Source organism: Borreliella carolinensis, assembly GCF_032595855.2.
Lineage (GTDB): Bacteria > Spirochaetota > Spirochaetia > Borreliales > Borreliaceae > Borreliella > Borreliella carolinensis.
Map to the genome: position 1 here is coordinate 445,401 of NZ_CP132453.1, position 26,302 is coordinate 471,702.

A 26,302-nucleotide genomic window follows, 5' to 3' on the forward strand; every position below is an offset into this window, starting at 1 on the left:
CCTTCTCTCATCTTCCAATAATCATTTCAACCTTTAATACTTTAACAAAAGAAGAAACATATTGTCAATACCTTTTCATTATTTTATTAATATAAAATGTAAAAAAATAAATTTTATTAATAAGCCGTGCTAAAAGCATTAACAACCACATTTTTCATTAACAGGCAAAGTTGTAAAAATTTTTTTCAATTTATTTCCCAATTTAGCTTTTAAATAATCAAAGAAGGTTCTGAAATTTTCATTATCTCCTTTAAACTTAATCCACAATTCTTTAAAAGTCAAAATTCCTTCCCTAAGATCCTTATAATTAGAAAAAGCAGCATTACAGTCACTATACATTAAATTATAAAAATCAGAATCTTTTTTATCTTTAAAAAAATCTATACTTGGTATTTTTTTAGCAAAGGCAAAACCTCTCTCATAGGCCGTACCCGCATCAACATAATTAACCAAGGCCAAAACAATATCACTACTAACTAGCTCTTTTAAATCTATTTCTCTTATCTTCTCTCTTATATCTCTATTTGCAAAGTTATCATCAACCTTCTCAAGCAATCCCATCTTTTTAACAGCATGATGTTCTGGAGAAAACACATCTAAATTAAACTCTTCAAGAAATTTCAAAACTTCATCCCTTAGTTTAATTTCCTCTTCGGTAAAAAATGGAGAAGCTAAATAAATCTTCATAAAAACCCCTATCAAAATTCAAGTATAGCATAATAAATTAATCAGATAAAATCAACAATAAATAAATTTTTGAAATCTAAGTAGAAAACATTTATTATGAACGGCTTCTGCTGACTAAAATAGTAAACTCTCCTTTAACCTTATCCTTGCTCGATTCAAAATATTTTTTTAATTCTAAAGGTCTGCCAATTTGATATTCTTCATAAACTTTTGTCATCTCGCGACCAACAAGAACCTTCGCATCTAAACTAACAGAAGAAATTTCAACAAGCAATTTCAAAATTCTATGGCCAGATTCAAGCAGAACAAAAGCATCTCCTCTTTTATATAGTTCAGCAATTCTTTTAAATCTTTTAAGACCTTTGTTGGGCAAAAATCCCTCAAAAAATACCGACTTATCTCTAAAAGGATTAACACTTACAATTGTATTAAAAGAACTTACTCCGGGAATCGGACAAACTTTATATCCTTCTCTAAAAGCAGCAGCAACCAATAAACTACCAGGATCACTAAGCCCCGGAGTACCGGCGTCACTAACAAAAGCAATAGAATTTCCTTTTGCCAAATAATCCAATAGCAAGCCTATCTTCTTGTTTTCTGTCACAGCATTGCAAGAAATCATTTTTTTGTTAATTTTATATCGCGACAAAAGTTTACTAGTGACTCTCGTATCTTCTGCAAAGATAACATTTACCGATTTTAAAACATCAATTGCTCTATAAGTAATATCTTCTAAATTGCCTATTGGCGTACCAACAATATATAACACGGCTCCTTTTAATTCCTCCAAAAAAACAAAAATAAATATATTAAAAACATTTTTCTTAATTATAAAAATCTAAAACCCTTTATTCACCTAATACAAAAATAAGATATAAGCTAAATTTTATATGTCTATCAAAATACTTGCTTTTGTATTACATTTAGTTATATCATTAAGTATTAATGATTAAAAAGTTAAAAGAAAGGGAAAATTTATGTTTGCATTAATTAGAAAAATATTTATGATCTATTTTCTATGCATCACTCTTACAGGTTTTGCCATGATTTTTATTGACAGCAAATTTACCGAGCAACCTGATGCTAAAGAAAATCAAAACAAAATTAATCAACATACAATCGAACCTAATTTAATAATGTTTACATCTTCTATAGGAGGATTTTTAGGTATTTATGCTGGAATTTGGATTTTTAACTATAATAAAAGCAATTTTTACCTAAATTGGGGAAATTTAATAATATTAATATACAATATAGCCCTAATTATTACTGTATACTCAAAATCACGTAGCTAGCTAAAACATAGATCAATTATTTTCATAATTTATAAATTATTGACTATAATGCCTCTTTTAATCATATACTTATAAACCTCTTCGGGATTTTCCAAGCTTTCAATCAAACTTTCTGCCCTATCATTTATTTTTTCTACCAATTTTTTATAAGCCACTTTTATTCCTCTGCTTTCTAAAAAATCCTTTGCGGGTTGAGAAACAACCCCGGCCTGAACGTTTTGAAGCCCTATATTATAAATAATAACGGCTGCTGCCTTGCCTACAACTTTATCATAAATTTCAAGTCCTTCTTTATTCTGGATATATTTATTGATAAAATTATCTACTTCTAAAAGGGGCTTTAATCCCCTTTCCATGTTAGAATAAAGTATTTTATGATCTTTAAATAACCTTAACGTTGGATTCAAGCCTGATATCATTTTTACCTCTTTTCTGGATATTTATAACAATCAATAATAAAAACAAACACTATTAATAATATACATAAACAATAAATACTGCAATATCTAAAAAGATAGTATACTTACGTTATATGATATTAGTGCCAAAAAACAATAGTAATTCTAAAATTGAAATAAGGAAATCCATCTTTGTTTCATATATTTTTAACATTGAAAAAAAAGACGATATAAATAAAACTATTAAAAAATATAAAATAAAATTTAAAAATGCTACGCATGTGGTTTATGGATTTAGAATAGGAAATAAAAACTCGTTCTTAAATGGAATGAGTGATGACAGAGAGCCTAATTTAACGGCTGGAAAACCAACACTAGATGCCATAATACATAATAATTTAACTGATACTTTAATAATCACATTGCGATATTTTGGAGGTACTTTGCTTGGCAGAGGGGGATTAATCAAAGCATATTACAAGTCTGCCAAAGAGGTTATTAATAATACATCTACAATAGAAAAAGAGGAATTGGAAATTTTAAGCTTAAATTTAACTTACAACCAATACAACTCACTATTAAAAATGAAAAATAAACTTGAAATAGAAATAATAGATTCAAACTTTTCAAACAAAATAAACACTTCAATTAAATTCAAAACAAACAATAAGCAAAAAATATCAGAATTTTTTATAGAAAATGGCTTAATTCAAAAAATTTAAAAGTTTCATAAAGAATAATATGCATGCCAAATAATCAAATATTTAAAAAATATCTAAAATATTATTATTTTTTCTATTTATGTTTTAAAATATAAAAACAAAAACAAATAAAAAGAGAAAATTTATATGAAAATAATATCTGTAATCAATCAAAAAGGGGGCGTAGGAAAAACCACAAGCGCCATTAATGTTTCTTATTCAATGACCCTGCTTGATAAAAAAATTCTTCTAATAGATATTGATTCACAAGGAAACTCCACTAGCGGCACAAACACCTCGGAGAATATAGCCGAAAACTCAAGTTATGAACTAATTAATAAAAAAATAAAAGTCAAACCTTTAAACCATTTTAAATTAGACATAATTCCTTCTAGCATTAAATTAGCTTTGCTAGAAAAAGAATTAATAAATGAACTTTCAAGAGAAAATTTTTTAAAAAATGCATTAACACTGTATGAAAAAGATAAATATGATTTTATTATTATCGATTGCCCTCCTACACTTTCAATATTAACTATAAATGCCCTTATTGCAAGCAATTATTTGTTAATACCAATTGAAACAGAATTTTTTGCATTTGAAGGCATAAATCAACTAATAGATACAATAAATACTGTAAAGCAAATAAATAAAAATTTAGAGATTACGGGTGTTTTTATAAATAAATACGACATAAGGAATAAAAGTAAAGAAAAATATATAAGTTTATTAAAAAAAGTTTTCAAAGAAAAACTTTTAAATACAAAAATAAGGAAAAATATAAGCATTTCAAAATCCCAAGAAGCAAAAATGCCTGTATATGAATATGACAAAGAAAGCAATGCTGCAAAAGATTTTTTAGAACTCTCAAAAGAAATAATAAACAAAATTAAGGAATAGCTATGTCTGACAATTTAGAAACTTTAATGTTTCTAATGGGTAAAAAATTAGAAACATCTTCGAACAATTCAGAAAATATTGAAAAAAAAGAAATTCTTTCAATTGAAAGAAAAAACTTTGACTACAATAAGCTAGATAAAGATATTTCTGATTTTTTAAAAAAAAAGCAATATGAAATTTTCAATATTTTCAACAACACTTATACAAAAATTGGAAAGATACTTAAAGACGCCCAGGACAAATTAAAAGGAAACAATCAATATAATGGACTTTTTTATCAGTGGTTCAAAAGCATGGGATTTAAAAAAGACAAGGTTTACGCCTTAATATCAAGATACAATCTGCTTATCGAAAATTCCGACAAGCAACTTAATATAGAAAAATTACCTTTATCATTATCATATGAAATATCCAAAAAATCTTGTCCCTCTATTTTAAAAGCTGAAGTTCTAAATGGCAAAATAAATTCTTTAAAAGAATTTAAAATTGTTTATAAAAAAAGTTTTGATTTAAAAAGCACTCAAAAATCATTACTTAAAAACCCCGAAAAATATGAAAACGACATAAAAGAAGCGCTGGATTTCATATTAAAAAATATAAAAGAATTTAAAAATATAGAATTTAAAAAATTAAAGCAAGAAAATTTAAAATTATTTTTTCATTCTATTTTAGAAATAAAGAAAAAAATAAAACATATTAAAAATAATTCTATCTAACTTTAGCGCTGCGCCAACAAGAATATATAAAATATATTCTTACTATTCATTTTTCAAATATTAAATTATTTTTTACTTTTATATTTAGTTATACATAACAAAATATAAAACTTTTCCCTTCATTTAAAGCTTAATATTTTTTATAGAAACTAAACAATTTTAAAACAAACTTAAAAAATTTATGTGTTGTGCCAAATACCTAATAAATCAAAAATCTCATAAAATTAAGAAAAGATATTTTACAATCTTTAAATTATACAAACAATTTAGCTAATATGACCAAAAAAAGAAACAATTCTTCTTAAATCACCCGAAGTAAAATACTCTATCTCTATTTTGCCTTTATTTTGATTTCCTTTAATATCTATTTTTGTTTGGATTTTATCAAATAAAAATTCTTTTATATTGCTTAAAAAAGGATCTTGTTCTAGTTCTCTTTTTTTTACTATGGATTTGTATAAATTTTTAACATATTTTTCTGCATCTCTTACAGAAATTTTTTTTTTCAATATCATTAAATAAAGATTATACCTATCTTGCTTATCCTTTAAGGATAAAATAATTTTAGCATGCCCAAAAGAAATTTCTTTCCTATGTACTGCATTTAATATTTCTTGTTCAAGATCTAAAATCCTAACTAAATTTGAAATATAGGTCCTACTTTTGCCAATTTTTTCAGATAAATCCTTTTGAGTTAAAGAATATTTATTCATTAAATTTTTATAGGCATAAGCCTCCTCAACAGGCGTAAAATTTTCTCTTTGAATATTTTCAACCAAAGGCATAAAATCTCTACAGGATTCTTTTATGTTAACTTCGATAACAGGAATATTTGTCATCTGAATAAGTTTAGCGGCTCTAAACCTTCTTTCTCCTACTATTATTTTATATCTATCATTTGCTTTACAAACAATTAAAGGTTGCAAAATTCCATTTTCTTTTATAGAAATGCTTAGCTCTTCTAATTCAACAAGACTAACAGATTTCCTTGGCTGATCATCATCAATATCTAAAAGATGAATATCTATCATTTTAAAAACTCCATCCATATTATCAGAACCTCCTACAACACAAAATTTTACCAGGTTATAATATTGAATTACAATTTAAGAATAAAAAAAAGAATGTTCCACGTGGAACATTCTTAAATAAGAAAAACCAATTCTTTACTTAATAAATTTTGAAACAGAAATCAAGCTGTCATTATCAAGGGACAATACTTGAATTCCTCTAGCATCTTTACCTTGTTCAGATACTTTTCCAGCTACTGTTCTTAAAGCTTTTGAACGTTTACTTACAAGCAAGACTTCATCATCCTCTGAAACTGCTATAGCATCAACAACACTACCCGCTTTTTTATCAGATTTTTTATAACTAGTATAACCAGTGGCGCCTCTTTTAAGCTCAGATATTTTAGACATACTTAATCTTTTTCCATACCCATTTTCAGAAATAATCAAAAGATAAGGATTTTCTCTAACTGCTAAAACTTTAACAAAAACATCGCCATCTTTTAATTTCATTCCACAAACACCTTGGGTACCCCTATTGGTAAGCCTAACATCTCTTGAATTAAATATAAACGCACTACCCTTTTTAGAAAGACAAATTATTTTTTCATCCTTAAAAACAATCTCTGCACTTGTAACAAAATCTTTATCATTAAGTTTAATAACAATAACACCTCGTGACTTTACTGTTTTAAAATCTGCAGATTCAAATCTAGCTATCTTTCCACTTGCAGTTGAAAGCAACAAATAAGCATCATCAGTAAAATCCTTACTATTCTTAATAGTTAATATTTCTTCTTGATCTCCCAAATTAATAAGTTCACTAATATTTTGACCTTTTGAAGCTCTTGAAGAATCTTTTATTTCATAAGCATTGATTAAATAAAGCTTTCCTTCATTTGAAATCATAAATAAATGATCATGAGTATTAACACACAAAGCAATAACAATCTCATCTCCATCATTTAAATCAAACGAACTGAGACCTTTTCCTCCCGTACCTTGCAATTTATACTCATTCTGTGAAAGTCTTTTAAGGAACCCCTTCTTTGTAAGCATAACAACAATATTTTCTTTTTGCATTAAATCCGACATACTAGTTTTTAAAACCTCCTCATCATAAATTATTTTAGTTCGACGTTCATCGCCAAATTTCAAACCTAAATTAATAGTTTCTTCTTTTATAATATTAATAATTCTTACTGGATTCAAGAGAATATCTTCATAATCTTTTATTAAGCTTAACAGCACATTAAGTTCCTCTTCAAGCTTAAAAATCTCAAGAGCTGTAAGTTTTTGCAACTTCATATCAAGAACTGAATTGGCCTGAATCTCTGAAAGACCAAAATTTGAAACAAGCCTCTCCTTTGCATCTTTTGCTAATTTAGACGCTTTAACAATCTTAATAACCTCATCTATATTATTTAAAGCAATATTTAACCCCCCAAGAACATGTGCTTTCTCTTTTGCCTTTCTCAAATCAAATTCAATACGTCTTTCGATAATATTTTTTCTATGCTCAATAAATTCAAATAATAATTCTTCTAAATTCAACTGTTTGGGAATGCCATTAACAAGAGCTAAATTATTTATACTAAAATGCTTTTTAAATTCAGTATATTCATAAAGCAAGTTCATAATAACATGAGGATCAAATCCTCTTTTAACTTCAAGAACTATCCTAATGCCTTCTCGATCAGATTCATCTCTTATATCTAAAAGTCCTTCCAGTTTTTCTTCTTTTGCCAAAAACGCAACTTTCATAAGAAGTGCAGATTTATTTACCGTATAAGGTATTTCTGTAACAATTATAGCATTTCTATCTTCTGTTCTTTCTTCAATATGATATCTTGCCCTAATAACAACACTTCCCTTGCCAGTTTTGTATGCTTTAATTAAATTATCATTATAAACAATCTCTCCAAAAGTTGGAAAATCAGGACCTTTAACTATCTTAAGCAAATCAAATATAGAAGCATTCTCATTGTCCAACATATAAACAATAGCATCACAAATTTCCCTTAAGTTATGAGGTGCCATATTAGTAGCCATTCCAACAGCAATTCCACTAGAGCCATTAACCAAAAGAAATGGAAATGATGAAGGCATAATCTCAGGCTCACTTAAAGAATCGTCATAATTAGACTTAAAATTAACAGTCTCTTTGTCTATATCCTTAACAATATATTCAGTTATTTTTTCCATTTTGGCTTCAGTATATCGCATAGCAGCAGGAGGATCTCCATCAATAGATCCAAAATTGCCCTGCCCCCGTATTACCGGATATCTAAGTGAAAAATCTTGAGCAAGTCTTACAAGAGCATCATAGATTGATTGATCTCCATGAGGATGATATTTCCCAAGAACATCTCCCACTATTCTACCAGCTTTTTTAAAAGCTTTATCAGAACGAAGTCCCATCTCATACATAGAATAAAGTATTCTCCTGTGAACTGGCTTAAGACCATCTCTTACGTCTGGAAGAGCTCTGGAAACAATAACTGACATTGCATAATTTAAATAAGACGTCTTTATTTCATCTTCTATCTTAACATTTAATATTTGTTCTTTATTTTCTCCAACTGCCATTAACGCTCCAATTATACATCAAGATTAATTACATTAAGTGCATTCTGTTCAATAAATTCTTTTCTAGGTTCAACTAAATCTCCCATAAGAGTAACAAAAATTTTTTCAGCTTCAATAGCATCATCTACATTCATCAATCTCATTTTTCTTCTAGCAGGATCCATAGTCGTTTCCCAAAGCTGCGTTGGATTCATCTCCCCAAGCCCTTTATATCTCTGAAGAGAAATACTATTGCGATTTTTAGTTTCAATAGAATCTAAAAATTTTTCTTTTTCTTTTTCTTCATAAAAATAATAAATACGATTGTCATACTTTATTTTATAAAGAGGAGGCATGGCTATATATATATAACCATTTTCAATTAAATCTCTCATATATCTAAAGAAAAAAGCTAAAAGCAAAGTTCTAATATGAGATCCATCAACATCAGCATCTGCCATAATAATGATCTTATGATAACGAAGTTTTGTAATATCAAAAGTTTTACCAACCCCTGCACCAAGAGATGCAATTATGGGAATAAGCTTATCATTGGTAATTACCTTGTCTTCTCTCGTTTTTTCAACATTAAGCATTTTCCCCCATAATGGCAAAATGGCCTGAAAAAATCTATTTCTACCCATTTTAGCACTTCCTCCAGCAGAATCCCCCTCTACAATATAGATTTCCCTTTCCAAAGGATTTTTAGAAGCGCAATCGGCTAATTTTCCAGGTAATGCCAAGCTTTCAAATGCATTTTTTTTTCTTTCTGATTCTCTTGCTTTTCTTGCAGCTTCACGAGCACGAGCAGCTTTTATTGCTTTTCCAAGAATAGTGTCTATCTCTAAAGGATTCAAATTAATAATTTCCAATAAATGCTCATATACAATAACATCAACTATTTTTCTTATCTCAGAATTACCAAGCTTACTCTTTGTTTGGCCTTCAAATTGAGGTTCTGGAACTTTAACAGAAATAACAGCTGTAAGACCTTCTTTAAAATCATCTCCTGTGAGATTTGGAACATCTTTTTTGCTTATTTTTGAATTTTTAAAAGCTTCGTTCATAGCCTTAGTAAGGCCACTTCTAAAGCCCACAACATGAGTCCCCCCTTCTCTTGTATTAATGTTATTAACAAAAGAAAGAATGTTATCAGAATAGCTTTCAGTCCATTTAAGCCCTACATTAACAATAACATCATTGAGAAAGCCATCAATATAATAAGGTTCTGCTTGAAAAGCTTTACTATCATTGGTTAAATAATCTACAAAAGATTTTATCCCACCTTCAAAATAAAATTTTGAAGATTTTTCTTTCCCAATTCTTTTATCTTCTATTGAAATGTATATTTTATCATTTAAAAAAGCAAGCTCTTTAAGCCTTTTTTCAAGAACATCAAAATTATAATCTAAAGTTTCAAAAATTTCAGAATCTGCCAAAAAAGTAACTTTGGTCCCCGTAATAGAAGATTCCCCCACAACTTCTACTTTAGAAGTTGGAATGCCTTTTGAAAAAGTTTGCCTAAAAATTTTTCCATCTCTATTAACATAAACTTCTAAAAACGAAGACAAAGCATTTACAACCGAAATTCCAACACCATGAAGCCCCCCAGAAACTTTATAAGTGCCTTTATTAAACTTACCACCAGAATGTAGCTTTGTTAAAACAAGTTCAAGGGCACTAATACCCTCCTCTTCATGAATATCGGTAGGAATCCCTCTCCCATTATCAACAACGGTTATGGTATTATCTAAATTGATAATAACATCTATTCTATCACAAAACCCAGCTAAAGCCTCATCAATACTATTGTCAACTACTTCATAAACCAAATGGTGCAACCCATTAACAGAAATAGAGCCTATATACATGCCAGGCCTTTTCCTAACAGCCTCAAGTCCTTTTAAGACCTGAATGTTACTAGCAACATAATTCATAAACCTTCCATTCATTTAATCAAAATCTAGACACAGATAAATTCTACATTAAAAAAAAAATAATATCTATTACATAGAAAGTACCAAAAACTTTTAAAAATTCACAAACAATTTAGATAGAATCTTAATCTAACTTTATACTATATAATGTTAAAAGTATAGTGCTAAAACCAACAAGGACAAAAAAATGGAAAAATCAAAAAATATATGGAGCTTAATTTTAACAGAAATAAAAAAAGAACTATCAGAAGAAGAATTTTATGTTTGGTTTGAAAATTTGTACTTTTTAGAATCAATAGGTGACAATATTAAAATATCTACTCCAAATTTATTTCATAAAAATCAAATAGAAAAAAGATTTACAAAAAAAATTAAAGAAATCCTCATAAAAAATGGCTACAATAACGTAGTCATTGAATTCACAAATCAACAACCCAAAACTCATTCTGACAAACAAGAAAGCAAAAAAATGGATTTTAACGAAACTTTTCCGAGTTTCAACAAACTTAAAGAAAAAACAATCCTTAAAGAACCAATTCAAAGCATTCAAGATCGTATAAAAATGTATATTAAAGAAGAAGAACCCACAAATTTTAAAAACCCCTTTCTTAAAAAAAGATATACATTTGAAAATTTTATCATAGGGCCAAATAATAAACTTGCATACAATGCAAGTTTGTCAATTTCAAAAAATCCTGGGAAAAAATATAATCCATGTTTAATTTATGGTGGAGTTGGGCTTGGAAAAACACATTTGCTTCAAAGCATAGGAAACAAAACAGAAGAATTGCATCATAACTTTAAGATATTATATGTTACGGCTGAAAATTTTTTAAATGAATTTGTAGAAAGCATAAAGACACACGAAACAAAAAAATTTAAAAAAAAGTACCGATACTTAGACATGCTGCTTATAGACGATATCCACGACTTACAAAAAAAAGAAGGCATACAAGAAGAGCTTTTTCACACATTTAATGCACTTTATGAAGATAACAAACAATTAGTATTTACATGTGACAGACCTCCTTCTGAACTTACAAATTTTACAGATCGACTAAAAAGTAGATTCACAAGGGGACTAAATGTTGATATATCAAAGCCCAATTTTGAACTCAGAGTCGCCATTGTCGAAAAAAAAGCAGAAGAAGATGGTATAAGGGTCCCTAAAAATATACTAAATCTAGTTGCTCAAAAAGTTACAACAAATGTAAGAGACCTTGAAGCTGCCGTAACAAAACTAAAAGCATATATAGATTTAGACAATATAGAAATTGACATTGACATTGTTGAAAAAATAATCAAAGAAATAATAATTTACGAAAAAGAAACAACCAATGAATCAAGCAATAAAATTAATATTGAAAATATTAAAAAAATACTCTTAAGAGAGTTAAAAATTACACACAAGGATATTGAGGGGCATAGCAAAAAACCAGAGATAACAAAAGCTAGACATATTTATGCATACCTTTTGAGGAATTTTACAGGACTATCAACAATTGAAATTGGAAAAATTATTGGAGGGAAAACCCACTCAACAGTGCTTTATTCAATAAATAAAATAGATAGAGACAGAAATAATGACAAAGAAATTAACAATTTAATCACAGAACTTATGAACAAAATAAAAAAGAATTAAACCTAATTGAAAAATTAAGAATTCTTTTAAACAATTGAAACAAATAATTTATCAAAAATGTAACAAAAAATACCCGATAATTTAACAAGGTATTTTCTTATGTTACATAGCATTATATACAATTAGACAATCAAACAGAGACTTACTACTACTATTACTATATATCTATAAAAACTAAAAATGAAAAATCTATGAAATCTCACAAAGATAAAATGTAATAAAATATATAAGGAGGCATTATGCTAAATAACACATTTTTTATTTGCGAAACAAATCAAATTATAAATGAGATAGAAAAGGCAAAGGGAATAATATTAAACAGGAACATGAATGATATTTGGAGTGCATTGCTAATAGAGGTAAAAAAATCTAATCTAATAATTAAATCAACAGACAGAAATATTTTTTTTGAAAGCACAATTTCAATTGTTTCAGAAACAGATTTTAAGGTATTAATTAATGCTTCAAATTTTTATGACGCAGTAAAAGCATTCAGTTTTTATAAGAAAATCAAAATAGTTTTTAATGAAAATAATAGTAAATTAGAAATTATGGGAGAGTTAAAAGATGTGAAAGAAGAATACGAGGATCATTTAAAAGAACCCACTTTTTCATACGAAGAAATCGAAAACTACAATTATGATATGGTTAATGAAGATTACACTTTTGAAATTGAAATAAAACAAAAATCTTTTAAAAAAGTAATAAATAGAATAGCTTTTTCAGCACATTTTGATGAATCCAAGAATGTATTAAATGGTGTGTATTTTACAAAAAATGAAGATTCTAATTTACTGCTTGTTTCTACCAATGGCCACAGAATGTCTATCTGTAAAACAGAAGTCATGGTTGAAGAAGATGTGAATTTTATAGTTCCTGTAAAAATATTTAATTTTTTGAAACATCTTATGTCAGGAGAAGGTATGGTTAAAATAAAGTCTTCGGATAAAAAATTTTATGTTGAATTCGACAATTATAAAATAGCTTGTAGCTTGATTAACGGTAATTATCCGGATTATAAGAGCATTATACCTAAGGAACAAAAGAATAAATCTTTGGTTTCGCTAAGCATTTTAAAAGATAGACTTGCAAGAGTTAATTTGTATGTTGATAAATCAAGAAAGTTGGTTTTAACTTTTTCTGAGCTTCAATTAAAACTTCTTGGAGAAGATTTGATTACTGGAAGAAAAGGTGAATTTTTTATTAAAGACCCCAACTATCTGTATGACGGAGCAGATGAGGTTATGGCTATTAATATTTCATATTTTGTTGAAGCTATTAATGTTTTTGAAACTTCAAAGATAGAAATACAATTTAATTCGGGCAATGTATTGAAATTGAGTGAACCTGAAAATTTCAATTTTACGCACTTGATAATGCCGATGTCTTTAGGTTAAAGTGAATTATTAATGTCATTTTGAATATTAAAATAAGCTTTTCTAAGTTTATTTTATATTGTTTTTTGCATTGTGGTATAAAAAATGCTATGAGTGATTCTGCTTTTAAAAAAATAAGCAATGTTCTTAAAGATTATTTAGAATCCAATTTGCTTGTTAATAAAAAGATAAGTTCAAAATTATTGATTGCTGATAAATGGAATCAGATATTTGAGGCTTTATCAGATGATGTAAAATTTTTAGATTTTAAAAATGAGCAGATACTTTTTATTGAGGTAAGCAATTCAAGTATTTTATATAGTATATCAATCAATAAGTCAAAGATAATAAATTCAATAAAAGAATTAACGGGGATTAAAATAATAGATATAAAGGTTTTGGTAAAGTAATTATTATTGACAATCGCATTTATATGCTATACCATGGTAGTGTTCAACTTTCAGCTTAGTAGCATAAAATTGTTTATAATGGAGGAGTGTTTTGAAAAGGACTTATCAGCCCAGTCGTGTAAAAAGAAATAGAAGGTTTGGGTTTAGAGCTAGAATGAAAACTAAAGGTGGAAGACTTATTCTTTCAAGACGAAGAGCAAAAGGAAGAATAAAATTAACTGTTTCTGATGAGAAAAAGAAATATTAGTCTAAAATCAAAAATAGAAATTCAAAAAATTTTCAAAGAAGGCGATCTGATTAGATTTAGCAATCTTAATCTTAAAATGTTTTATAAATCAAATCATTTGGTTTATTCTAGAATTCTTGTTACCTTTTCTAAAGGTTTTAGGGGATCTGTTAAAAGGAATCGCATTAGAAGGCTTTTTAAAGAAGCTTTTAGAAAAAGATTAGAATTGTTAGACGGGATTGCTTTGGATATTATTTTTGTAGTTTCTTACAACGGGTTAACTTTGACTTATTTTAGTATTGAATCTCTTATGAAAAGTTTGGTTTTAACGGTGTGGAAGGGGCAAAAGTGAATCAAAGTAGAAAAATTTTAAGGACAGTTTATTTGTCTTTATTTTTAATAGGTCTTTTCATGCTTATTAACGATATTTTTTCTTCAAACATTTTAAGTTCTAAGTCTTCTGACAAGGAAGTGCAGTTTGATTTAAATAAAAGCTTTGATGATAATGAAATGTTTTCAAGTAAGAGCAATAACTTTAATTTGATTAATAAGTCTCAAGATATTGTTGTAGAAACAGATATATATGTTGCTACTTTTTCTACATTTAGAGGAAATTTGGTTTCATTGAAGCTTAAAAATCATTTAAATTTGGAAAAAGGTCCTACAGATTTAATTAATATCGATTACAAAAATGAAACTTTTTTTGATGTTAGTTTTGACTATTTAGTAGAAGATTTGTTTTTGTATAAAAAGATAGATGATTCTAATCATGAATTTAAAGCTTATTTTAAAAATAATGGTAAAACTTATGAATATGTAAAGAAGTATACATTTTCGGAAAAAAATGAGTATTTGATGAAATTTAAAGTTACTGTAAATGGTTTTGAGGATTATAACTTATTTGATATTGATTCTTATAAAGTTATTTTTAGTTCTGAGATTGAAAGGTTGAGTGATAAAGCAAAGCTACAATATAATAATTATTTATCTCAAATAATTTATTATGATAATAAGCTTAAATATGGTAAAGATGGTCTAAGGATTAGCAATCCTAGATGGCTTGGTTCTAGTACTAAGTATTTTGGGGTATTGGTTTCTAAAGAAAATATGGAAGTTGAGTTTAAGAAGGAAAGAGGAATCCTTAAATCGTTTATTATTAATGATGTTAGAAATAAAAAAAATATTAGCGATGAGTTTTTTATTTATGCTGGACCCAAGGATAATAGATACCTAGATGTTTTTGACAAGAGTGATGATAATACCTTTGGTTTGTCTGATATTTCTTTTGGAATGTCAGTGGAAAAGAGTTTGTGGTATTTAATTCAAGTTCCTATGCAAATGGTAATGCAAGTTTTTTATGATGTTATTCCTAATTGGGGACTTTCAATTATTTTTTTGACAATTGTTGTTAGAATACTTATATTTCCTTTGACGTTTAAGGGATTTAGAGCTACTGCGGAGCTTTCCAAGCTTCAACCTAAAATGAAAGAGCTTCAAGTAAGGTTTAAGCATGATCCTAAAAAGTTGAATGAAGAGATGGGAAGGCTTTATAAAGAAGAAGGAGTTAATCCTCTAGGAGGATGTTTTCCTGTAATTTTGCAGCTTCCTATATTTTTTGCTCTTTATTCACTTGTAAATAATTTATTTTTATTAAGAGGGGCCAGTTTTATTCCAGGATGGATTGATGATTTATCTATCGGTGACAGTGTATATCATTTTGGATATAAGCTTTATTTTGTTTCTTGGACCGATATTAGAATTTTGCCTTTTATTATGATGTTTACTCAATTAGGATCTACAATTGTTAGTTCTAATATGGATTTAAAAAATCTTGGATCACAGCAGAAATTTTTATATTTTGGAATGCCTATTATGTTTTTTTTCATACTTTACAATATGCCATCAGGGCTTTTGATATATTGGATTACAACAAATATTTTTACTATTTTACAGCAATACTATATAAAGATGCATTTGTCTTAAGGGGGAATAATATGAGCTATGAATTTTACGGAAAAACCGAACAAGAAGCAATAAAGAAAGCAATGAGAGATCTAGAATTAAAAGAAGGTGAGTTCGATGTAGAAATTTTAGATAAAGAAAGAGTTGGATTTTTATTTAAGAAAGAAATGATTAAAATAAGGGTTTCTCCTCATGTAAAGGAGGTTAAAAAAGGCGGTTTTGAAATTAAAATTGGTGATAAAATTTGTGATAAAATTTTAGAATTTGTAAAAGAAATGCTAATTAAAATGGGATATTCTGTACATTTGGCAATAGAGCCCAAAGAAGGTGGATATGTTAAGATTTCTATTGAAACAGATAGCCCAAATATTTTGATTGGACGAGAGGGTAAAAATTTAGATTCTTTACAGCTTTTAACAAATGTTTATGCCTCTAAGCTTATTGGTGAAAATGGTGCTTTTAATAGGGTTATATTGGATATTGGAGATTATAGAGAACGATTTAAATCTAGATTTATTAATTTAGCAATAAATTCTTTTCATAAAGTCAAAAGAACCAGGCGTTCTATTTTGTTGCCATCAATGAATCCTTTTGAAAGAAGGATCATTCATACAACTTTAAATCGTTATAGTGACATAAAAACTGAAAGCGAGGGAGATGGAAATATAAAAAGAATAAGAATTTCTTATATTAGAAATAATAGGTGTGGTATCAACAATTCTCGCAGTTATCAGAAAAGAAATATTGGCTTTAAAAAATAGATCGATGATGTTTCTTTTTATTGAATTTTAAAGGGGAATAATAGTATGAAGATTTTTTTAACCGGAATTGCGGGGTTTATTGGATTTCATGTAGCTAAAAAGCTTGTAGAAGAAGGGCATGAAGTTTTAGGCATAGACGTATTAAATGATTATTATGAACTCAAATTTAAGCATGAAAGGTTAGAGGCTTTGGGATTTTGTTCTAAGGATGTCAAAACGCATAAAATTATTAAGAGTGAAAAATATAATAATCTATCTTTTTTATATCTTGATATCTTAAATAAGGATAAACTGCTAGAGCTTTTTAAAGATCATAAGTTTACACATGTTTGTCATTTGGCTGCTCAAGCAGGCATTAGAGATAGTCTTGAAAATCCCGATAGCTATGTTTCAATAAATATTGTTGGGTTTTTTAATGTTTTGGATGTGTGCAGGGTTTATAAAGAAAAAATCGAACATTTTGTTTATGCCTCTACGTCATCGGTTTATGGTATAAATGAAAATATGCCGTCTAGTGAAGATTTTATTACGGATCACCCTTTAAATTTATATGCAGCTAGTAAAAAATCTAATGAGATGATGGCGCATGCTTATAGTGCGTCTTTTAATATTCCCACAACAGGGCTTAGATTTTTCACGGTTTATGGGACTTATGGAAGGCCTGATATGGCTTTATATTTATTTTCAGATGGAATTAAAAATGGCAAGCCCATTAATATTTTTAACAATGGAAATATGGCCAGAGATTTTACATATGTGAGTGACATTGCAGAAGGTGTTTACAAAGTGTTGAAAAATCCGGCTAAGAGTGATTGTAATTTTGACGCTAAAAATCCAAATTCGTCAACATCTTATTTCCCTTACAGAATATATAATATAGGAACCGGGCACGCAACCAAACTGCTAGATTTTATTAGCGAGCTTGAAGCAAATTTTGGTAAAAAGGCCTTAAAAAATTATATGCCTATGCAAAAAGCAGATGTTGTGGAAAGTTGTTGTGATATTTTAAAGCTTAAAAATGATGTTGGGTATGAGGCCAAAATTTCTATTAAAGAAGGGATAAAAGAATTTTCACAGTGGTATAAAATGTTAGATTCTACCAAAAAGGCTTGATTTTAGTCTTTTTTATGCAAAATGATAGATTTTTAATAAATTTTATGTTTGTTTTTGATTTAATAATTATTTATTGATTTAAATTCAATTCAACTTCTTAGGTGTATAATTTATTATAGGCATTTGATAAAAGAAAAAATAAAGAAAAGGAGTGATATAAATGGGCGTTTTAGACAAGATTAAACCAGGTGTGGTTTATGGGAAGGAGCTACATTTGTTATATGAAATATGTAAAAAGGAAGGATTTGCTATACCTTCTATTAATTGTATAGGAACAAATTCTATTAATGCAGTTTTGGAGGCAGCAAAAGAAATTAATTCTCCTATTATGATACAATTTTCTAATAGTGGTTCTGCTTTTATTTCTGGAAAAGGCTTGAAGATTGAAAAACCACAAGGAGTTTCAATAGCTGGTGCTATTTCTGGTGCTATGCATGTTCATTTAATGGCAGAGCATTATGGTGTTCCTGTTGTTCTTCATACTGATCATTGTGCTAAAAATTTGCTTCCTTGGGTTGAAGGACTTTTAGAGTATGGAGAGAAGTACTATAGTCAGCACAAAAAACCATTATTTTCTTCACATATGCTAGATTTATCAGAAGAACCTATTAAAGAAAATATTGAAATTTCTAAAAAATTCTTAGAAAGAATGGCAAAAATTGAAATGTTTTTAGAAATAGAGCTTGGAATTACTGGTGGGGAAGAGGATGGCGTTGATAATTCAGATAGGGCTATACACGAACTATTTTCTACTCCCGAGGATATTTATTATGGATATTCAGAACTTTTAAAAGTTAGCCCAAATTTTCAGATTGCAGCAGCTTTTGGAAATGTTCATGGAGTATATAAACCAGGAAATGTTAAACTTACTCCAAAAGTATTAAAAGATGGTCAAGATTATGTCATATCAAAAACAGGGGTAAATATTACTAAGCCAGTTTCTTATGTTTTTCATGGAGGGTCTGGATCTACAATTGGTGAGATCAATGAAGCGCTTTCTTATGGTGTTGTAAAGATGAATATTGACACAGATACGCAGTGGGCTGCCTGGGAAGGAGTTTTAAATTATTACAAAAAAAATGAAAATCGTTTGCAAGGTCAATTAGGAGATGGTAAGGACAGCGATATTCCAAATAAGAAATTTTATGATCCAAGGGTTTGGTTAAGAGAAGCCGAAGTTTCTATGAAAGAGCGTGTAAAGATTGCATGCAAAAATCTTAATAATATTAATAGGAATTAAATAAAAATTAGTGAATTTTTATTTGCAAGCTGCTTTATGAGCGGCTTTTTTATTATTCTAATTATATTTTATATTGAATTGCAAAATTATTGATTGTTTAATATATTTTTTACTATTTATTAGGTATTTTTGTATATTTTTTCAGAACTTAAAATATATTAATTTATTTTTAAAATTATTATTATTATTAAATTAAATATTTTGTTTATGAAACTGTTTTGATTAAAGATTAAGCAATTAGCAAAATTGTATTTAAATTTTTGAAAATGCATTTTGTTTTAGATTGACTTTATGTGTTTTTATATCACTTGTTGTTTGTAAGAAATTAAACTTTGAGATTTAATTTCTTACAAAGAATATACGGGTTAGCTTATTTTTATAATTTTAAAGGCATCTGGCATAGTTGCATTATAAATTAAGTATCATCAGCAATAATGCTGATTCCAAGTTCTTTGAGTTGCTTATTTGAGATTTTAGAGGGAGAATTATCAAGAGGGCTTGCTGCAAAAGAATTCTTGGGAAACAGTATTACATCTTTTATTGAAGCTGATTTTGTCATCAGCATTAGTAGTCTATCAATGCCAATAGCAATGCCACCATGATTAGGGGGCCCGTATTCTAATGCTTTTAGAAAAAATCCAAATCTATCTTCTGATTTTTCTTTTTGAAATCCTATTATGTTGAAAATTCTTTGTTGAAGTTCTTTATTATGTATTCTAATTGAACCTGAGCCAAGCTCTACACCATTTAAAACAAGATCGTAAATTTCACCTATAGTTTTTTTTGGATTTTTTTCTAAATTGGCAATATATTGTTTTTTGGGAAGAGAGAACATATGATGAGCTGGTGAATAGGTTTTTGTATTTTCATCATATTCAAATAGTGGAAAATCGTAGACCCATAGAAATTCAAATTTATTTTCATCTATTAGTCCAAGATCATTTGCAATTTTTAGTCTAATTTGACCCATTGCTTTACAGGCAGTTTCCCAGTTATTATTAGCTGTAAAGAAAATTATGTCATTATTTTCTAGAGAATAGGTTTTTATTAAATTCTGCTCTTCTGTTTTTAAAAATTTTGCAATTCCTCCAGAAAATTTATTGTTTTCAATTTTTGTAAAATAAAGCCCTTGTGTTTTATAAAGCTTTGCAATTTCCTCTAAATTATTTATTTTTGTTCTTGAAAACTTATCGGCTTTATTTTTTACTATTAAAATTTTAATTGAGCCTTTGTTTTTTAGAGTATCTTTGAATATATTAAATTCTGAATTTTTTAGATTGCGACTTATATCTTGTAATTCAAGTTCAAATCTAGTATCTGGTTTGTCGCTTCCATATTTGTTCATTGCCTTTTTGTATGTTATTTTTTTGAATTTTTTAGGTAAGTTAACATTAATGCAATTTTTAAATATTAAAAAAAGCATATTTTCTATTAATTTAAAAACATTTTCTTTTTTGACAAAGCTCATTTCAAGATCAAGCTGTGTGAATTCTGGCTGTCTGTCTCCTCTTGAATCTTCGTCTCTATAACAACGAGCCATCTGAAAGTATTTATCAAATCCTGCTATCATTATAAGCTGTTTGTAAAGTTGCGGAGATTGAGGTAGTGCATAAAAAGATCCTTTGTGAATTCTTGATGGGATTATAAAATCTCTTGCACCTTCTGGTGTTGATTTTACAAAAGTTGGAGTTTCTAGCTCTAAAAATTTTCTTTTTACTAAAAAATTTCTAATAAGATGAGTAGCTTGGGATCTTAAAATGATTTTATTTTTCAAGGAATCTCTTCTTAAATCTAAGTATCTATATTCAAGTTTTGAGTTTTCACTTGCATTATTGTCATCTTCTATCATAAACGGTAATTCATTGCACTTTGAGATAATTTCAATATTTTTTGCCAATATTTCAAAATGTCCTGTTTTCATATTTGCATTTATCATGTTAGGAGGTCTTTTGATCAACAGTCCTTGAATTTTAATACAATATTCAAGTTTTATTTTTTCTGCGATCTTTAAAAGGTATTCTTCGTTTACCAGAACTTGGGCTTTTTCATATCTGTCTCTTATGTTTAGAAAGATAAATTTCCCATGATGTCTAATTTTTTTTACCCAAGCATTTACTTCAACTTTTTTGTTTATTAATTTTTCATTCAATTCATTACATTTGATAACTTTAAACATAATTCAGCTCACTATTATATTATAAATTTCTTTATCTGTTTTTGCATTTAAAATTTCTTTTTTGTATAAATCAACTTTACCCACAACAGATGCTAAAATTCTAGGGTAGCTAACGTAATCTTTTGATGGGCACAATATTAATATAAAAACATGACTTAAGTTTTTGTCAAGAGCATTAAAGTCAATTCCCTCGTGACTTATTCCTATTGCAATATGTATTTTTGATATTAAATTTGTTTTTAAATGGGGAATGGCAAAACCTTCTTTTAGTGCAGTAGTAATTAATTTTTCTCTTTCCATTAAATCTTGGAATATTCTTTCTTTGTCAATTTCAATGTTTATTACGCTTAGAAGCTCTCTTATTACATCAGCCTTATTACTTGATTTTAATTCTAGAATAATGTTCTCCTTTTTTATTCTTTTATTTAGTTTGATATTGCTAAGGATTTTATCATAATTTATTGAGTAATCTAGTTTTTTTGCTCTTAGGGAGACCGTTTCAACTTCTTTGGTTATTTTTTCTAGGTTTAAGATTGTTTCTCTAAAAAGATCTTGTATTATAATTAAGTGATTATTTGGGCATTCGAATGTGATTTTACTACCTTCTCGCTTTATTGAGAAGGATATATTGTTTTTTCTTGCATTAATATATTGTGAAGAATCATTTTTAATTTGTTGTGTGTAAAATCCTTCTTTTCTTAGCTCATTTTTAAAGTCCCATATAAGAATTTTGGCTAAATTATCATATTCAAATGATACGCACATGTGTGTATTTTGATCTGTTGGGAGTTCTTTTTTAAGTCCACTTTTATTTATTTTAAATAAAAAATTTATTATGGGTGTTGCAACGATTGTTGGCAGAAATACCATTATTATTATGATTCCAAATATTTTTTGGCTAATAAATCCTGAAGATAATGCTACATTTGCCATAATAAGTGAAACTTCTCCTCTTGGGACCATTCCGGTTGCAATTTTTAAGGCTCCAAGTTTGTTAAATCCCAAAAAGAGTGCTGGAATAAAGCAAAATATACTTTTAGTAATTATTGCTATTGCGCTAATTGCTAATCCTAAAATAAGAACTTCTTTTGAGAGTATTTCATTAATATCTGACATAAGTCCAATTGATGTAAAAAAGATCGGTATAAAAAATCTTTCAAAGATTGTTAGTTTATCTTGAATTACATATACAATGTCTGTTTTTGACATGGCAAGTCCGAATACATAAGCTCCAACAACAAAAGACATTCCTAAATTTTGGAAAATGCTTGCAATAGTAAGGGCTAAAGAGAGTGTTATTACGGTTGCTAAGGTGACACTGTTTAATTTTTTCAACAGGCTTGAGAGTGTTTCTGATATGTATATTAAAGAGAAAGTTAAGCATAGCCAAATTACTATGTTTTGAATTATGGTTTTGATCGAGCTTGCTATATCAAGATCTGATATAGATCTTGATATAGTTATTACACTTGTAAGCATAAGCATTGAAAGAACATCATCAATAATTGAGGTTGAAATTATTGTCACTCCTTCTGAGGTGCTCATTTTTTTCTTTGCCGAGAGTATGCTTGCTGCGATTCCTGCTGATGTTGGGGTTCCAATTATCCCAATAAAAAGTGAGGTTGGACTTATTAAAGGAACTTTAAAAATTATGCTTGCCATTAGTACGAAACTTGTGAAGGTGCCAACAACTTCTGTTATTCCAATAATTCCTCCGCGTGGCAAAAATTTGATAAACAATTTTAAGTCAGTTTCAAGGCCTGCTGTGAAAAGCAATATTATTGAAGCTATGGTAGAAATTGCAAATATTTTTTCATTAATTAAATAATTTTCTCCAATTTGAGTTATTCCTAATGGGAATAATAAAGGTATTTGAATTTTTCCAAAGGCATTTGGACTTAGAATTATTCCTGCTGTTATTTGTCCTATTACTTTTGGAATTCCTATTTTACCTACTAGATTGCCTATTGAAATAGATGAGATTACAATGATTGCCAGACTCATGACAAAAGCTGACATGTTTACCTCAATGTCGTATTTTGTTGAGTATGAAAATAGAAGATTGGGCAAGTGCATCAATATTGTTATGTAAAAAATTTTTTTGTTCATTTTTCAAGCTCTTTTGAAAAGGTATATTTTAGCAAATTTAATAAATTTACAATTGCCAGTTTTTCTTTTTTTTCTTCGACTGTTATTTTTACTTTTTCTTTGTATATTATTCCCAATATGATAATTTCGATTGTGAACTTTGTGTTAGCTTTTCTGCCATCTTTTGTTGTTATTTTTATATCGCAGGAATAGTTTTTATTTGCGAATTCAGCAATTATGTTTGCCGATCTTGAATGTATTCCATTTTTATTTATTATCTTAATTTCTGCTTTTTGCATTTTTTACTTATCTTATTTGTTGTTTTTTTTCTCTTTCTCTTTAGTTGCTGTTTTGTAAAGTCTTGCTATTGCGCTATCAATAAGATTAAGAAGTATTTTTCCATCTTCTCTTATGTGTATTATTTTTCCCCAATTAAAGTGAATATGTGCGTCCAATTCAAAAAGCTCATGTTCTTTTTTAATTGTAATTTTTAAATTATCAATATGTTTTTTAATATGAATATCAAATTTTTCTAGTTTTTTGAGAATAAAAATTTTTTCATTCTCATTTAAGCTATAATTAACCGCTTGAATTTTAGGTTCCATAATATGTTCTCCCTTTCTCAGATTTCAATTCATTTCTATACTTGTTCACTGTTCTTCTAGAAATAGAGATTCCTTTGGATTTCAGTATAGCAGAAATCGCTTCATCTGACATCTTTTTATTTGTTTCTAACAACTTTTTTACTGTTATCTTAATGCTTAATTTTGAAAATTCATTTGTTTTTGCTCCACCAACAGAGCTAAAAAGCTCTTTGATTAATATTGTACCCCATTCGCATTTTAAGTATTTATTTTTTATTGCTCTTGATATTGTTGATTTTGACACACTAATTTTTTCTGACAAAATGTTCAAGTTCATTGGTCTTAAGCTTTTAAAACCTCTTCTTAGAAATTCTTTTTGCAATGTATATATAGCTATTCCTATTTTTGCAAGTATTTCATCTCTATATCGTAGAGATTCGATTAACCACTTTGCTTTTTTTTGTTTTTGGGGATTTTCAGCTATCTTTTTAAGTTCTTTTTTAAAGATACTAACTTCTTTGATTTTAATTTTAAATTTGTTATTGTGATTAATTATTAATATATCTGGATCGACATAGAAATTAGTGTCGTTTGGATCTTTAAATTCGAGTGTTGGGTTGGGGTTAAGTTTTTGTCTGATAATTTCTAAAGCTTTGTTAAATTCTTTGCTTCTTATTTTGAGCTCTTCTTTTAACTTTTCTTGAGTTTTTTCAAGAAGGTCTGCTTTTTCAAGAATTTTAATAATATTAGTTTCTAATTTATGATGCTTTGCTTGCAAAATTAACGATTCTATTATGTTGGGGACACAAATTCCAATTGGATCAAATTTTTGAATAAGTTCAATTATTTTTTTTACTTTTTCTTTTTCTTCCTTTTTAAAAAGATCGTAAGGGTTTATTATATGGAAACCTTTGCTGTTTAGATTGTTTATTAGTATTTCACCTATTTTAAGTTCATCTTCATTTATTCTTTGAATTCTTAACTGTAGTAAAAGGTGTTCTTTTAAAGAAGTATTTGTTTGCGTTTTTTCAAGAGCTATGTCGTGTTGATTTTTTATCAGGCTATCTTCTTTATAAAAAACTTTTTTAAACTTATATGTTTTCAATGTTTCAAAAAATATTTTATTTGAGTCTATTTCTAGGCATTCGTTGTTTTCGCTTTCGTTTAGTATAAGCTTTATTAATTCTTTTTGATTAAGTCCTAATATTTTTATTGTTTGTATTTGAATTGAGGTTAAATTTTGGGATAATTTTAATTTTTGTTTAATCATATTTATATTAATGTATAAAAAAATCCACTAAGTATAATTACTAATGCGGGACTTATTTTATTATAAAAAAATAAAATAAAAAAATTAATTCCCACAATAGCCAAGGTTCTCAAAAGTTCTGTGTTGTTGTTTTCTATCTTTAAATATGTGTGTTCAAGCAAAATCATTATTGTAATTATCCACAGTGCAACAATAATAGGTTTTAGATTCTCTAGGCAATAATTTAAAAAGCCGATTTTGTGTAGTATTAGAAGAATTATAATCATTATTATTATTGGAGCTGTTATTAACGCCACTGTAGCAGTTATTGCTCCTGCAATTCCTGCAGTTTTCATTCCAACATATGTTGCTATGTTTGTTGCAATAGGCCCAGGAGTTATTCTTGATATTGTAATTATATTGACAAATTCTTTTTTTGTTATCCAATGTTTATTATTAATTATTTCGTTGTTTATTATTGCGGCAATACCATTGCCGCCTCCGAAATTTAATAATCCGATTTTTAAAAATGTAATGAATAAATTTATTAAAATCAACCGATATCCTTTTCTTATTTAGTTAATATTTTTTTTATTGTTATATATTTAAATGTGTATACTAAAAAGAAAATTAACAATATGTATGATATTCTTATTTTTAATTTAAAAATTGCAAAAATTACAAGAAAACATATTGTCCATTTTATTATAGAATTATTCAACATTTTTTTGGAAAATTTTAAAACAACGGTTATCATTATGATAATTGAAGATATTTTTGCACCTTCGAGAAATTTTTCAACATGTATGTTGTCTGGTACTAATTTTAGGTAAAGGAAAACCATTATTATTGCAACAATGGAAGGTAAAATTCCAGCAACAACAAGCAAAAGTGCGCATGGAAAGCCTCCAAATTTTTTTCCTACTAGGAACACAAAATTAATCGCTGTAACCCCAGGAATTACATTTGATGTTGCTAGTATTTTGTTAAAATCGTCCTCAGATATTATTTGTCTTTTTTTTACAAATATTTTTTTAAGCTCAGATATAATTATTAATCCTCCGCCAATTGTAAGTGTTGTTGTTTTAAAGACAAGTAAAAACAAGTCCAAAATTTCATATATTTTTTTTTGTTTCTTTTTATACATTTGTTTTGTCAAATTTAGTAAAAACCTTTGAATACTAATTCTATCACAAATATTGTTGTAATGTTCATTTTATTGTTAAGTGGTAGTGATGAAAACATGCTATATTGTGGCTTTAA

Annotated in this window: 26 protein-coding genes; 13 read left to right on the forward strand and 13 right to left on the reverse strand. The window is 27.8% G+C overall.

Annotated features, from left to right (window positions below; translation table 11 throughout):
- Window positions 1-138 precede the first annotated feature (138 nt).
- Entirely contained in the window at window positions 139-687 is a 549-nt protein-coding gene (locus tag QIA46_RS02115; protein WP_317268270.1) for a 2'-deoxyribosyltransferase, read from the reverse strand.
- A gap of 94 nt (window positions 688-781) precedes the next feature.
- A complete protein-coding gene (rsmI, locus tag QIA46_RS02120; protein ID WP_418905858.1) occupies window positions 782-1,477 on the reverse strand; it encodes a 16S rRNA (cytidine(1402)-2'-O)-methyltransferase in 696 nt (231 codons plus the stop codon).
- A gap of 187 nt (window positions 1,478-1,664) precedes the next feature.
- Between rsmI and QIA46_RS02125 the strand changes: the two genes are divergently transcribed.
- Window positions 1,665-1,982, forward strand: a complete 318-nt coding sequence (locus tag QIA46_RS02125; RefSeq protein ID WP_317268272.1) for a hypothetical protein — start codon at window positions 1,665-1,667, stop codon at window positions 1,980-1,982.
- A gap of 29 nt (window positions 1,983-2,011) precedes the next feature.
- On the opposite strand, the gene QIA46_RS02130 is transcribed toward QIA46_RS02125, so the two are convergent.
- A complete protein-coding gene (locus tag QIA46_RS02130; RefSeq protein ID WP_002557021.1) occupies window positions 2,012-2,401 on the reverse strand; it encodes a DUF1893 domain-containing protein in 390 nt (129 codons plus the stop codon).
- A 113-nt stretch (window positions 2,402-2,514) separates the two neighbouring features.
- On the opposite strand from QIA46_RS02130, the gene QIA46_RS02135 reads away from it, so the two are divergent.
- From QIA46_RS02135 to QIA46_RS02145, 3 genes are all read left to right on the forward strand, one after another.
- Window positions 2,515-3,102, forward strand: coding sequence for a YigZ family protein (locus tag QIA46_RS02135; protein ID WP_317268273.1), 588 nt, complete (start codon window positions 2,515-2,517; stop codon window positions 3,100-3,102).
- A 126-nt stretch (window positions 3,103-3,228) separates the two neighbouring features.
- On the forward strand, window positions 3,229-3,981 hold the full coding sequence (locus QIA46_RS02140) for a ParA family protein (RefSeq protein ID WP_317268274.1): 753 nt from the start codon (window positions 3,229-3,231) through the stop codon (window positions 3,979-3,981).
- Window positions 3,982-3,983: 2 nt separating this feature from the next.
- Window positions 3,984-4,697 (forward strand): hypothetical protein, encoded by a 714-nt coding sequence (locus QIA46_RS02145; RefSeq protein ID WP_317268275.1) that lies wholly within the window; start codon window positions 3,984-3,986, stop codon window positions 4,695-4,697.
- Between the two features lie 266 nt (window positions 4,698-4,963).
- Here the strand turns inward: QIA46_RS02145 and QIA46_RS02150 are convergent, their stop codons facing one another.
- The 3 genes from QIA46_RS02150 to gyrB all read right to left on the reverse strand — a co-directional run bounded on the left by QIA46_RS02150 (window position 4,964) and on the right by gyrB (window position 10,212).
- Window positions 4,964-5,746 carry a ParB/RepB/Spo0J family partition protein gene (locus QIA46_RS02150; protein WP_317268276.1) on the reverse strand — a complete coding sequence of 261 codons (783 nt, stop codon included), beginning with the start codon at window positions 5,744-5,746 and terminating at the stop codon, window positions 4,964-4,966.
- A gap of 117 nt (window positions 5,747-5,863) precedes the next feature.
- The gene (gyrA, locus tag QIA46_RS02155; protein ID WP_317268277.1) at window positions 5,864-8,296 is read right to left on the reverse strand and encodes a DNA topoisomerase (ATP-hydrolyzing) subunit A; all 2,433 of its coding nucleotides are present in this window, start codon (window positions 8,294-8,296) and stop codon (window positions 5,864-5,866) included.
- 11 nt (window positions 8,297-8,307) lie between these two features.
- Complete coding sequence (gene gyrB / locus QIA46_RS02160; protein WP_317268278.1) at window positions 8,308-10,212, reverse strand: DNA topoisomerase (ATP-hydrolyzing) subunit B; 1,905 nt, start codon at window positions 10,210-10,212, stop codon at window positions 8,308-8,310.
- A gap of 187 nt (window positions 10,213-10,399) precedes the next feature.
- Here gyrB and dnaA point away from each other — a divergent pair, with 187 nt between their 5' ends.
- The 9 genes from dnaA (at window position 10,400) to fbaA (ending at window position 18,942) form a co-directional block, all read left to right on the forward strand.
- On the forward strand, window positions 10,400-11,854 hold the full coding sequence (gene dnaA, locus QIA46_RS02165) for a chromosomal replication initiator protein DnaA (protein ID WP_317268279.1): 1,455 nt from the start codon (window positions 10,400-10,402) through the stop codon (window positions 11,852-11,854).
- A 239-nt stretch (window positions 11,855-12,093) separates the two neighbouring features.
- Window positions 12,094-13,251: a DNA polymerase III subunit beta gene (gene dnaN / locus QIA46_RS02170; RefSeq protein ID WP_317268280.1), complete on the forward strand. Its 1,158-nt coding sequence runs from the start codon at window positions 12,094-12,096 to the stop codon at window positions 13,249-13,251.
- Window positions 13,252-13,340: 89 nt separating this feature from the next.
- Complete coding sequence (locus tag QIA46_RS02175; RefSeq protein WP_317268281.1) at window positions 13,341-13,640, forward strand: hypothetical protein; 300 nt, start codon at window positions 13,341-13,343, stop codon at window positions 13,638-13,640.
- A 91-nt stretch (window positions 13,641-13,731) separates the two neighbouring features.
- Window positions 13,732-13,887 carry a 50S ribosomal protein L34 gene (gene rpmH, locus QIA46_RS02180; RefSeq protein WP_075552119.1) on the forward strand — a complete coding sequence of 52 codons (156 nt, stop codon included), beginning with the start codon at window positions 13,732-13,734 and terminating at the stop codon, window positions 13,885-13,887.
- A complete protein-coding gene (gene rnpA, locus QIA46_RS02185) occupies window positions 13,868-14,218 on the forward strand; it encodes a ribonuclease P protein component (RefSeq protein WP_301341591.1) in 351 nt (116 codons plus the stop codon). The genes rpmH and rnpA overlap by 20 nt, the downstream gene beginning before the upstream one ends.
- On the forward strand, window positions 14,215-15,849 hold the full coding sequence (gene yidC / locus QIA46_RS02190; RefSeq protein WP_317268282.1) for a membrane protein insertase YidC: 1,635 nt from the start codon (window positions 14,215-14,217) through the stop codon (window positions 15,847-15,849). Before rnpA ends, yidC begins: the two co-directional genes overlap by 4 nt.
- Before the next feature lie 11 nt (window positions 15,850-15,860).
- The gene (jag, locus tag QIA46_RS02195; protein ID WP_317268283.1) at window positions 15,861-16,589 is read left to right on the forward strand and encodes an RNA-binding cell elongation regulator Jag/EloR; all 729 of its coding nucleotides are present in this window, start codon (window positions 15,861-15,863) and stop codon (window positions 16,587-16,589) included.
- A gap of 45 nt (window positions 16,590-16,634) precedes the next feature.
- A complete protein-coding gene (locus QIA46_RS02200; RefSeq protein WP_317268284.1) occupies window positions 16,635-17,702 on the forward strand; it encodes an NAD-dependent epimerase in 1,068 nt (355 codons plus the stop codon).
- A gap of 160 nt (window positions 17,703-17,862) precedes the next feature.
- Window positions 17,863-18,942, forward strand: a complete 1,080-nt coding sequence (fbaA, locus tag QIA46_RS02205) for a class II fructose-bisphosphate aldolase (protein WP_317268285.1) — start codon at window positions 17,863-17,865, stop codon at window positions 18,940-18,942.
- Between the two features lie 415 nt (window positions 18,943-19,357).
- On the opposite strand, the gene aspS is transcribed toward fbaA, so the two are convergent.
- The 7 genes from aspS to QIA46_RS02240 are packed head-to-tail and all read right to left on the reverse strand — an operon-like array spanning window position 19,358 to window position 26,198.
- Window positions 19,358-21,118: an aspartate--tRNA ligase gene (aspS, locus tag QIA46_RS02210; RefSeq protein ID WP_317268286.1), complete on the reverse strand. Its 1,761-nt coding sequence runs from the start codon at window positions 21,116-21,118 to the stop codon at window positions 19,358-19,360.
- 3 nt (window positions 21,119-21,121) lie between these two features.
- On the reverse strand, window positions 21,122-23,227 hold the full coding sequence (locus QIA46_RS02215; RefSeq protein WP_317268287.1) for a cation:proton antiporter domain-containing protein: 2,106 nt from the start codon (window positions 23,225-23,227) through the stop codon (window positions 21,122-21,124).
- On the reverse strand, window positions 23,224-23,505 hold the full coding sequence (locus tag QIA46_RS02220) for an HPr family phosphocarrier protein (protein WP_317260254.1): 282 nt from the start codon (window positions 23,503-23,505) through the stop codon (window positions 23,224-23,226). Before QIA46_RS02220 ends, QIA46_RS02215 begins: the two co-directional genes overlap by 4 nt.
- Window positions 23,506-23,517: 12 nt before the next feature.
- A complete protein-coding gene (locus tag QIA46_RS02225) occupies window positions 23,518-23,811 on the reverse strand; it encodes an HPF/RaiA family ribosome-associated protein (protein WP_316256192.1) in 294 nt (97 codons plus the stop codon).
- Window positions 23,801-25,060 (reverse strand): RNA polymerase factor sigma-54, encoded by a 1,260-nt coding sequence (gene rpoN / locus QIA46_RS02230; RefSeq protein ID WP_317268288.1) that lies wholly within the window; start codon window positions 25,058-25,060, stop codon window positions 23,801-23,803. The genes QIA46_RS02225 and rpoN overlap by 11 nt, the downstream gene beginning before the upstream one ends.
- A 2-nt stretch (window positions 25,061-25,062) precedes the next feature.
- Window positions 25,063-25,596, reverse strand: a complete 534-nt coding sequence (locus QIA46_RS02235) for a chromate transporter (RefSeq protein WP_317268289.1) — start codon at window positions 25,594-25,596, stop codon at window positions 25,063-25,065.
- Between the two features lie 14 nt (window positions 25,597-25,610).
- A complete protein-coding gene (locus QIA46_RS02240) occupies window positions 25,611-26,198 on the reverse strand; it encodes a chromate transporter (protein ID WP_317268290.1) in 588 nt (195 codons plus the stop codon).
- Between the last annotated feature and the right edge of the window lie 104 nt (window positions 26,199-26,302).

What these genes read in the sequence shown, in the direction of transcription:
- QIA46_RS02115 (WP_317268270.1), bottom strand. Translation starts at nt 687, where the DNA reads ATGAAGATTTATTTAGCTTCTCCATTTTTTACCGAAGAGGAAATTAAA.
- QIA46_RS02125 (WP_317268272.1), top strand. Translation starts at nt 1,665, where the DNA reads ATGTTTGCATTAATTAGAAAAATATTTATGATCTATTTTCTATGCATC.
- QIA46_RS02130 (WP_002557021.1), bottom strand. Translation starts at nt 2,401, where the DNA reads ATGATATCAGGCTTGAATCCAACGTTAAGGTTATTTAAAGATCATAAA.
- QIA46_RS02135 (WP_317268273.1), top strand. Translation starts at nt 2,515, where the DNA reads ATGATATTAGTGCCAAAAAACAATAGTAATTCTAAAATTGAAATAAGG.
- QIA46_RS02140 (WP_317268274.1), top strand. Translation starts at nt 3,229, where the DNA reads ATGAAAATAATATCTGTAATCAATCAAAAAGGGGGCGTAGGAAAAACC.
- QIA46_RS02145 (WP_317268275.1), top strand. Translation starts at nt 3,984, where the DNA reads ATGTCTGACAATTTAGAAACTTTAATGTTTCTAATGGGTAAAAAATTA.
- QIA46_RS02150 (WP_317268276.1), bottom strand. Translation starts at nt 5,746, where the DNA reads ATGGATGGAGTTTTTAAAATGATAGATATTCATCTTTTAGATATTGAT.
- gyrA (WP_317268277.1), bottom strand. Translation starts at nt 8,296, where the DNA reads ATGGCAGTTGGAGAAAATAAAGAACAAATATTAAATGTTAAGATAGAA.
- gyrB (WP_317268278.1), bottom strand. Translation starts at nt 10,212, where the DNA reads ATGAATTATGTTGCTAGTAACATTCAGGTCTTAAAAGGACTTGAGGCT.
- dnaA (WP_317268279.1), top strand. Translation starts at nt 10,400, where the DNA reads ATGGAAAAATCAAAAAATATATGGAGCTTAATTTTAACAGAAATAAAA.
- dnaN (WP_317268280.1), top strand. Translation starts at nt 12,094, where the DNA reads ATGCTAAATAACACATTTTTTATTTGCGAAACAAATCAAATTATAAAT.
- QIA46_RS02175 (WP_317268281.1), top strand. Translation starts at nt 13,341, where the DNA reads ATGAGTGATTCTGCTTTTAAAAAAATAAGCAATGTTCTTAAAGATTAT.
- rnpA (WP_301341591.1), top strand. Translation starts at nt 13,868, where the DNA reads ATGAGAAAAAGAAATATTAGTCTAAAATCAAAAATAGAAATTCAAAAA.
- jag (WP_317268283.1), top strand. Translation starts at nt 15,861, where the DNA reads ATGAGCTATGAATTTTACGGAAAAACCGAACAAGAAGCAATAAAGAAA.
- QIA46_RS02200 (WP_317268284.1), top strand. Translation starts at nt 16,635, where the DNA reads ATGAAGATTTTTTTAACCGGAATTGCGGGGTTTATTGGATTTCATGTA.
- fbaA (WP_317268285.1), top strand. Translation starts at nt 17,863, where the DNA reads ATGGGCGTTTTAGACAAGATTAAACCAGGTGTGGTTTATGGGAAGGAG.
- aspS (WP_317268286.1), bottom strand. Translation starts at nt 21,118, where the DNA reads ATGTTTAAAGTTATCAAATGTAATGAATTGAATGAAAAATTAATAAAC.
- QIA46_RS02215 (WP_317268287.1), bottom strand. Translation starts at nt 23,227, where the DNA reads ATGAACAAAAAAATTTTTTACATAACAATATTGATGCACTTGCCCAAT.
- QIA46_RS02220 (WP_317260254.1), bottom strand. Translation starts at nt 23,505, where the DNA reads ATGCAAAAAGCAGAAATTAAGATAATAAATAAAAATGGAATACATTCA.
- QIA46_RS02225 (WP_316256192.1), bottom strand. Translation starts at nt 23,811, where the DNA reads ATGGAACCTAAAATTCAAGCGGTTAATTATAGCTTAAATGAGAATGAA.
- rpoN (WP_317268288.1), bottom strand. Translation starts at nt 25,060, where the DNA reads ATGATTAAACAAAAATTAAAATTATCCCAAAATTTAACCTCAATTCAA.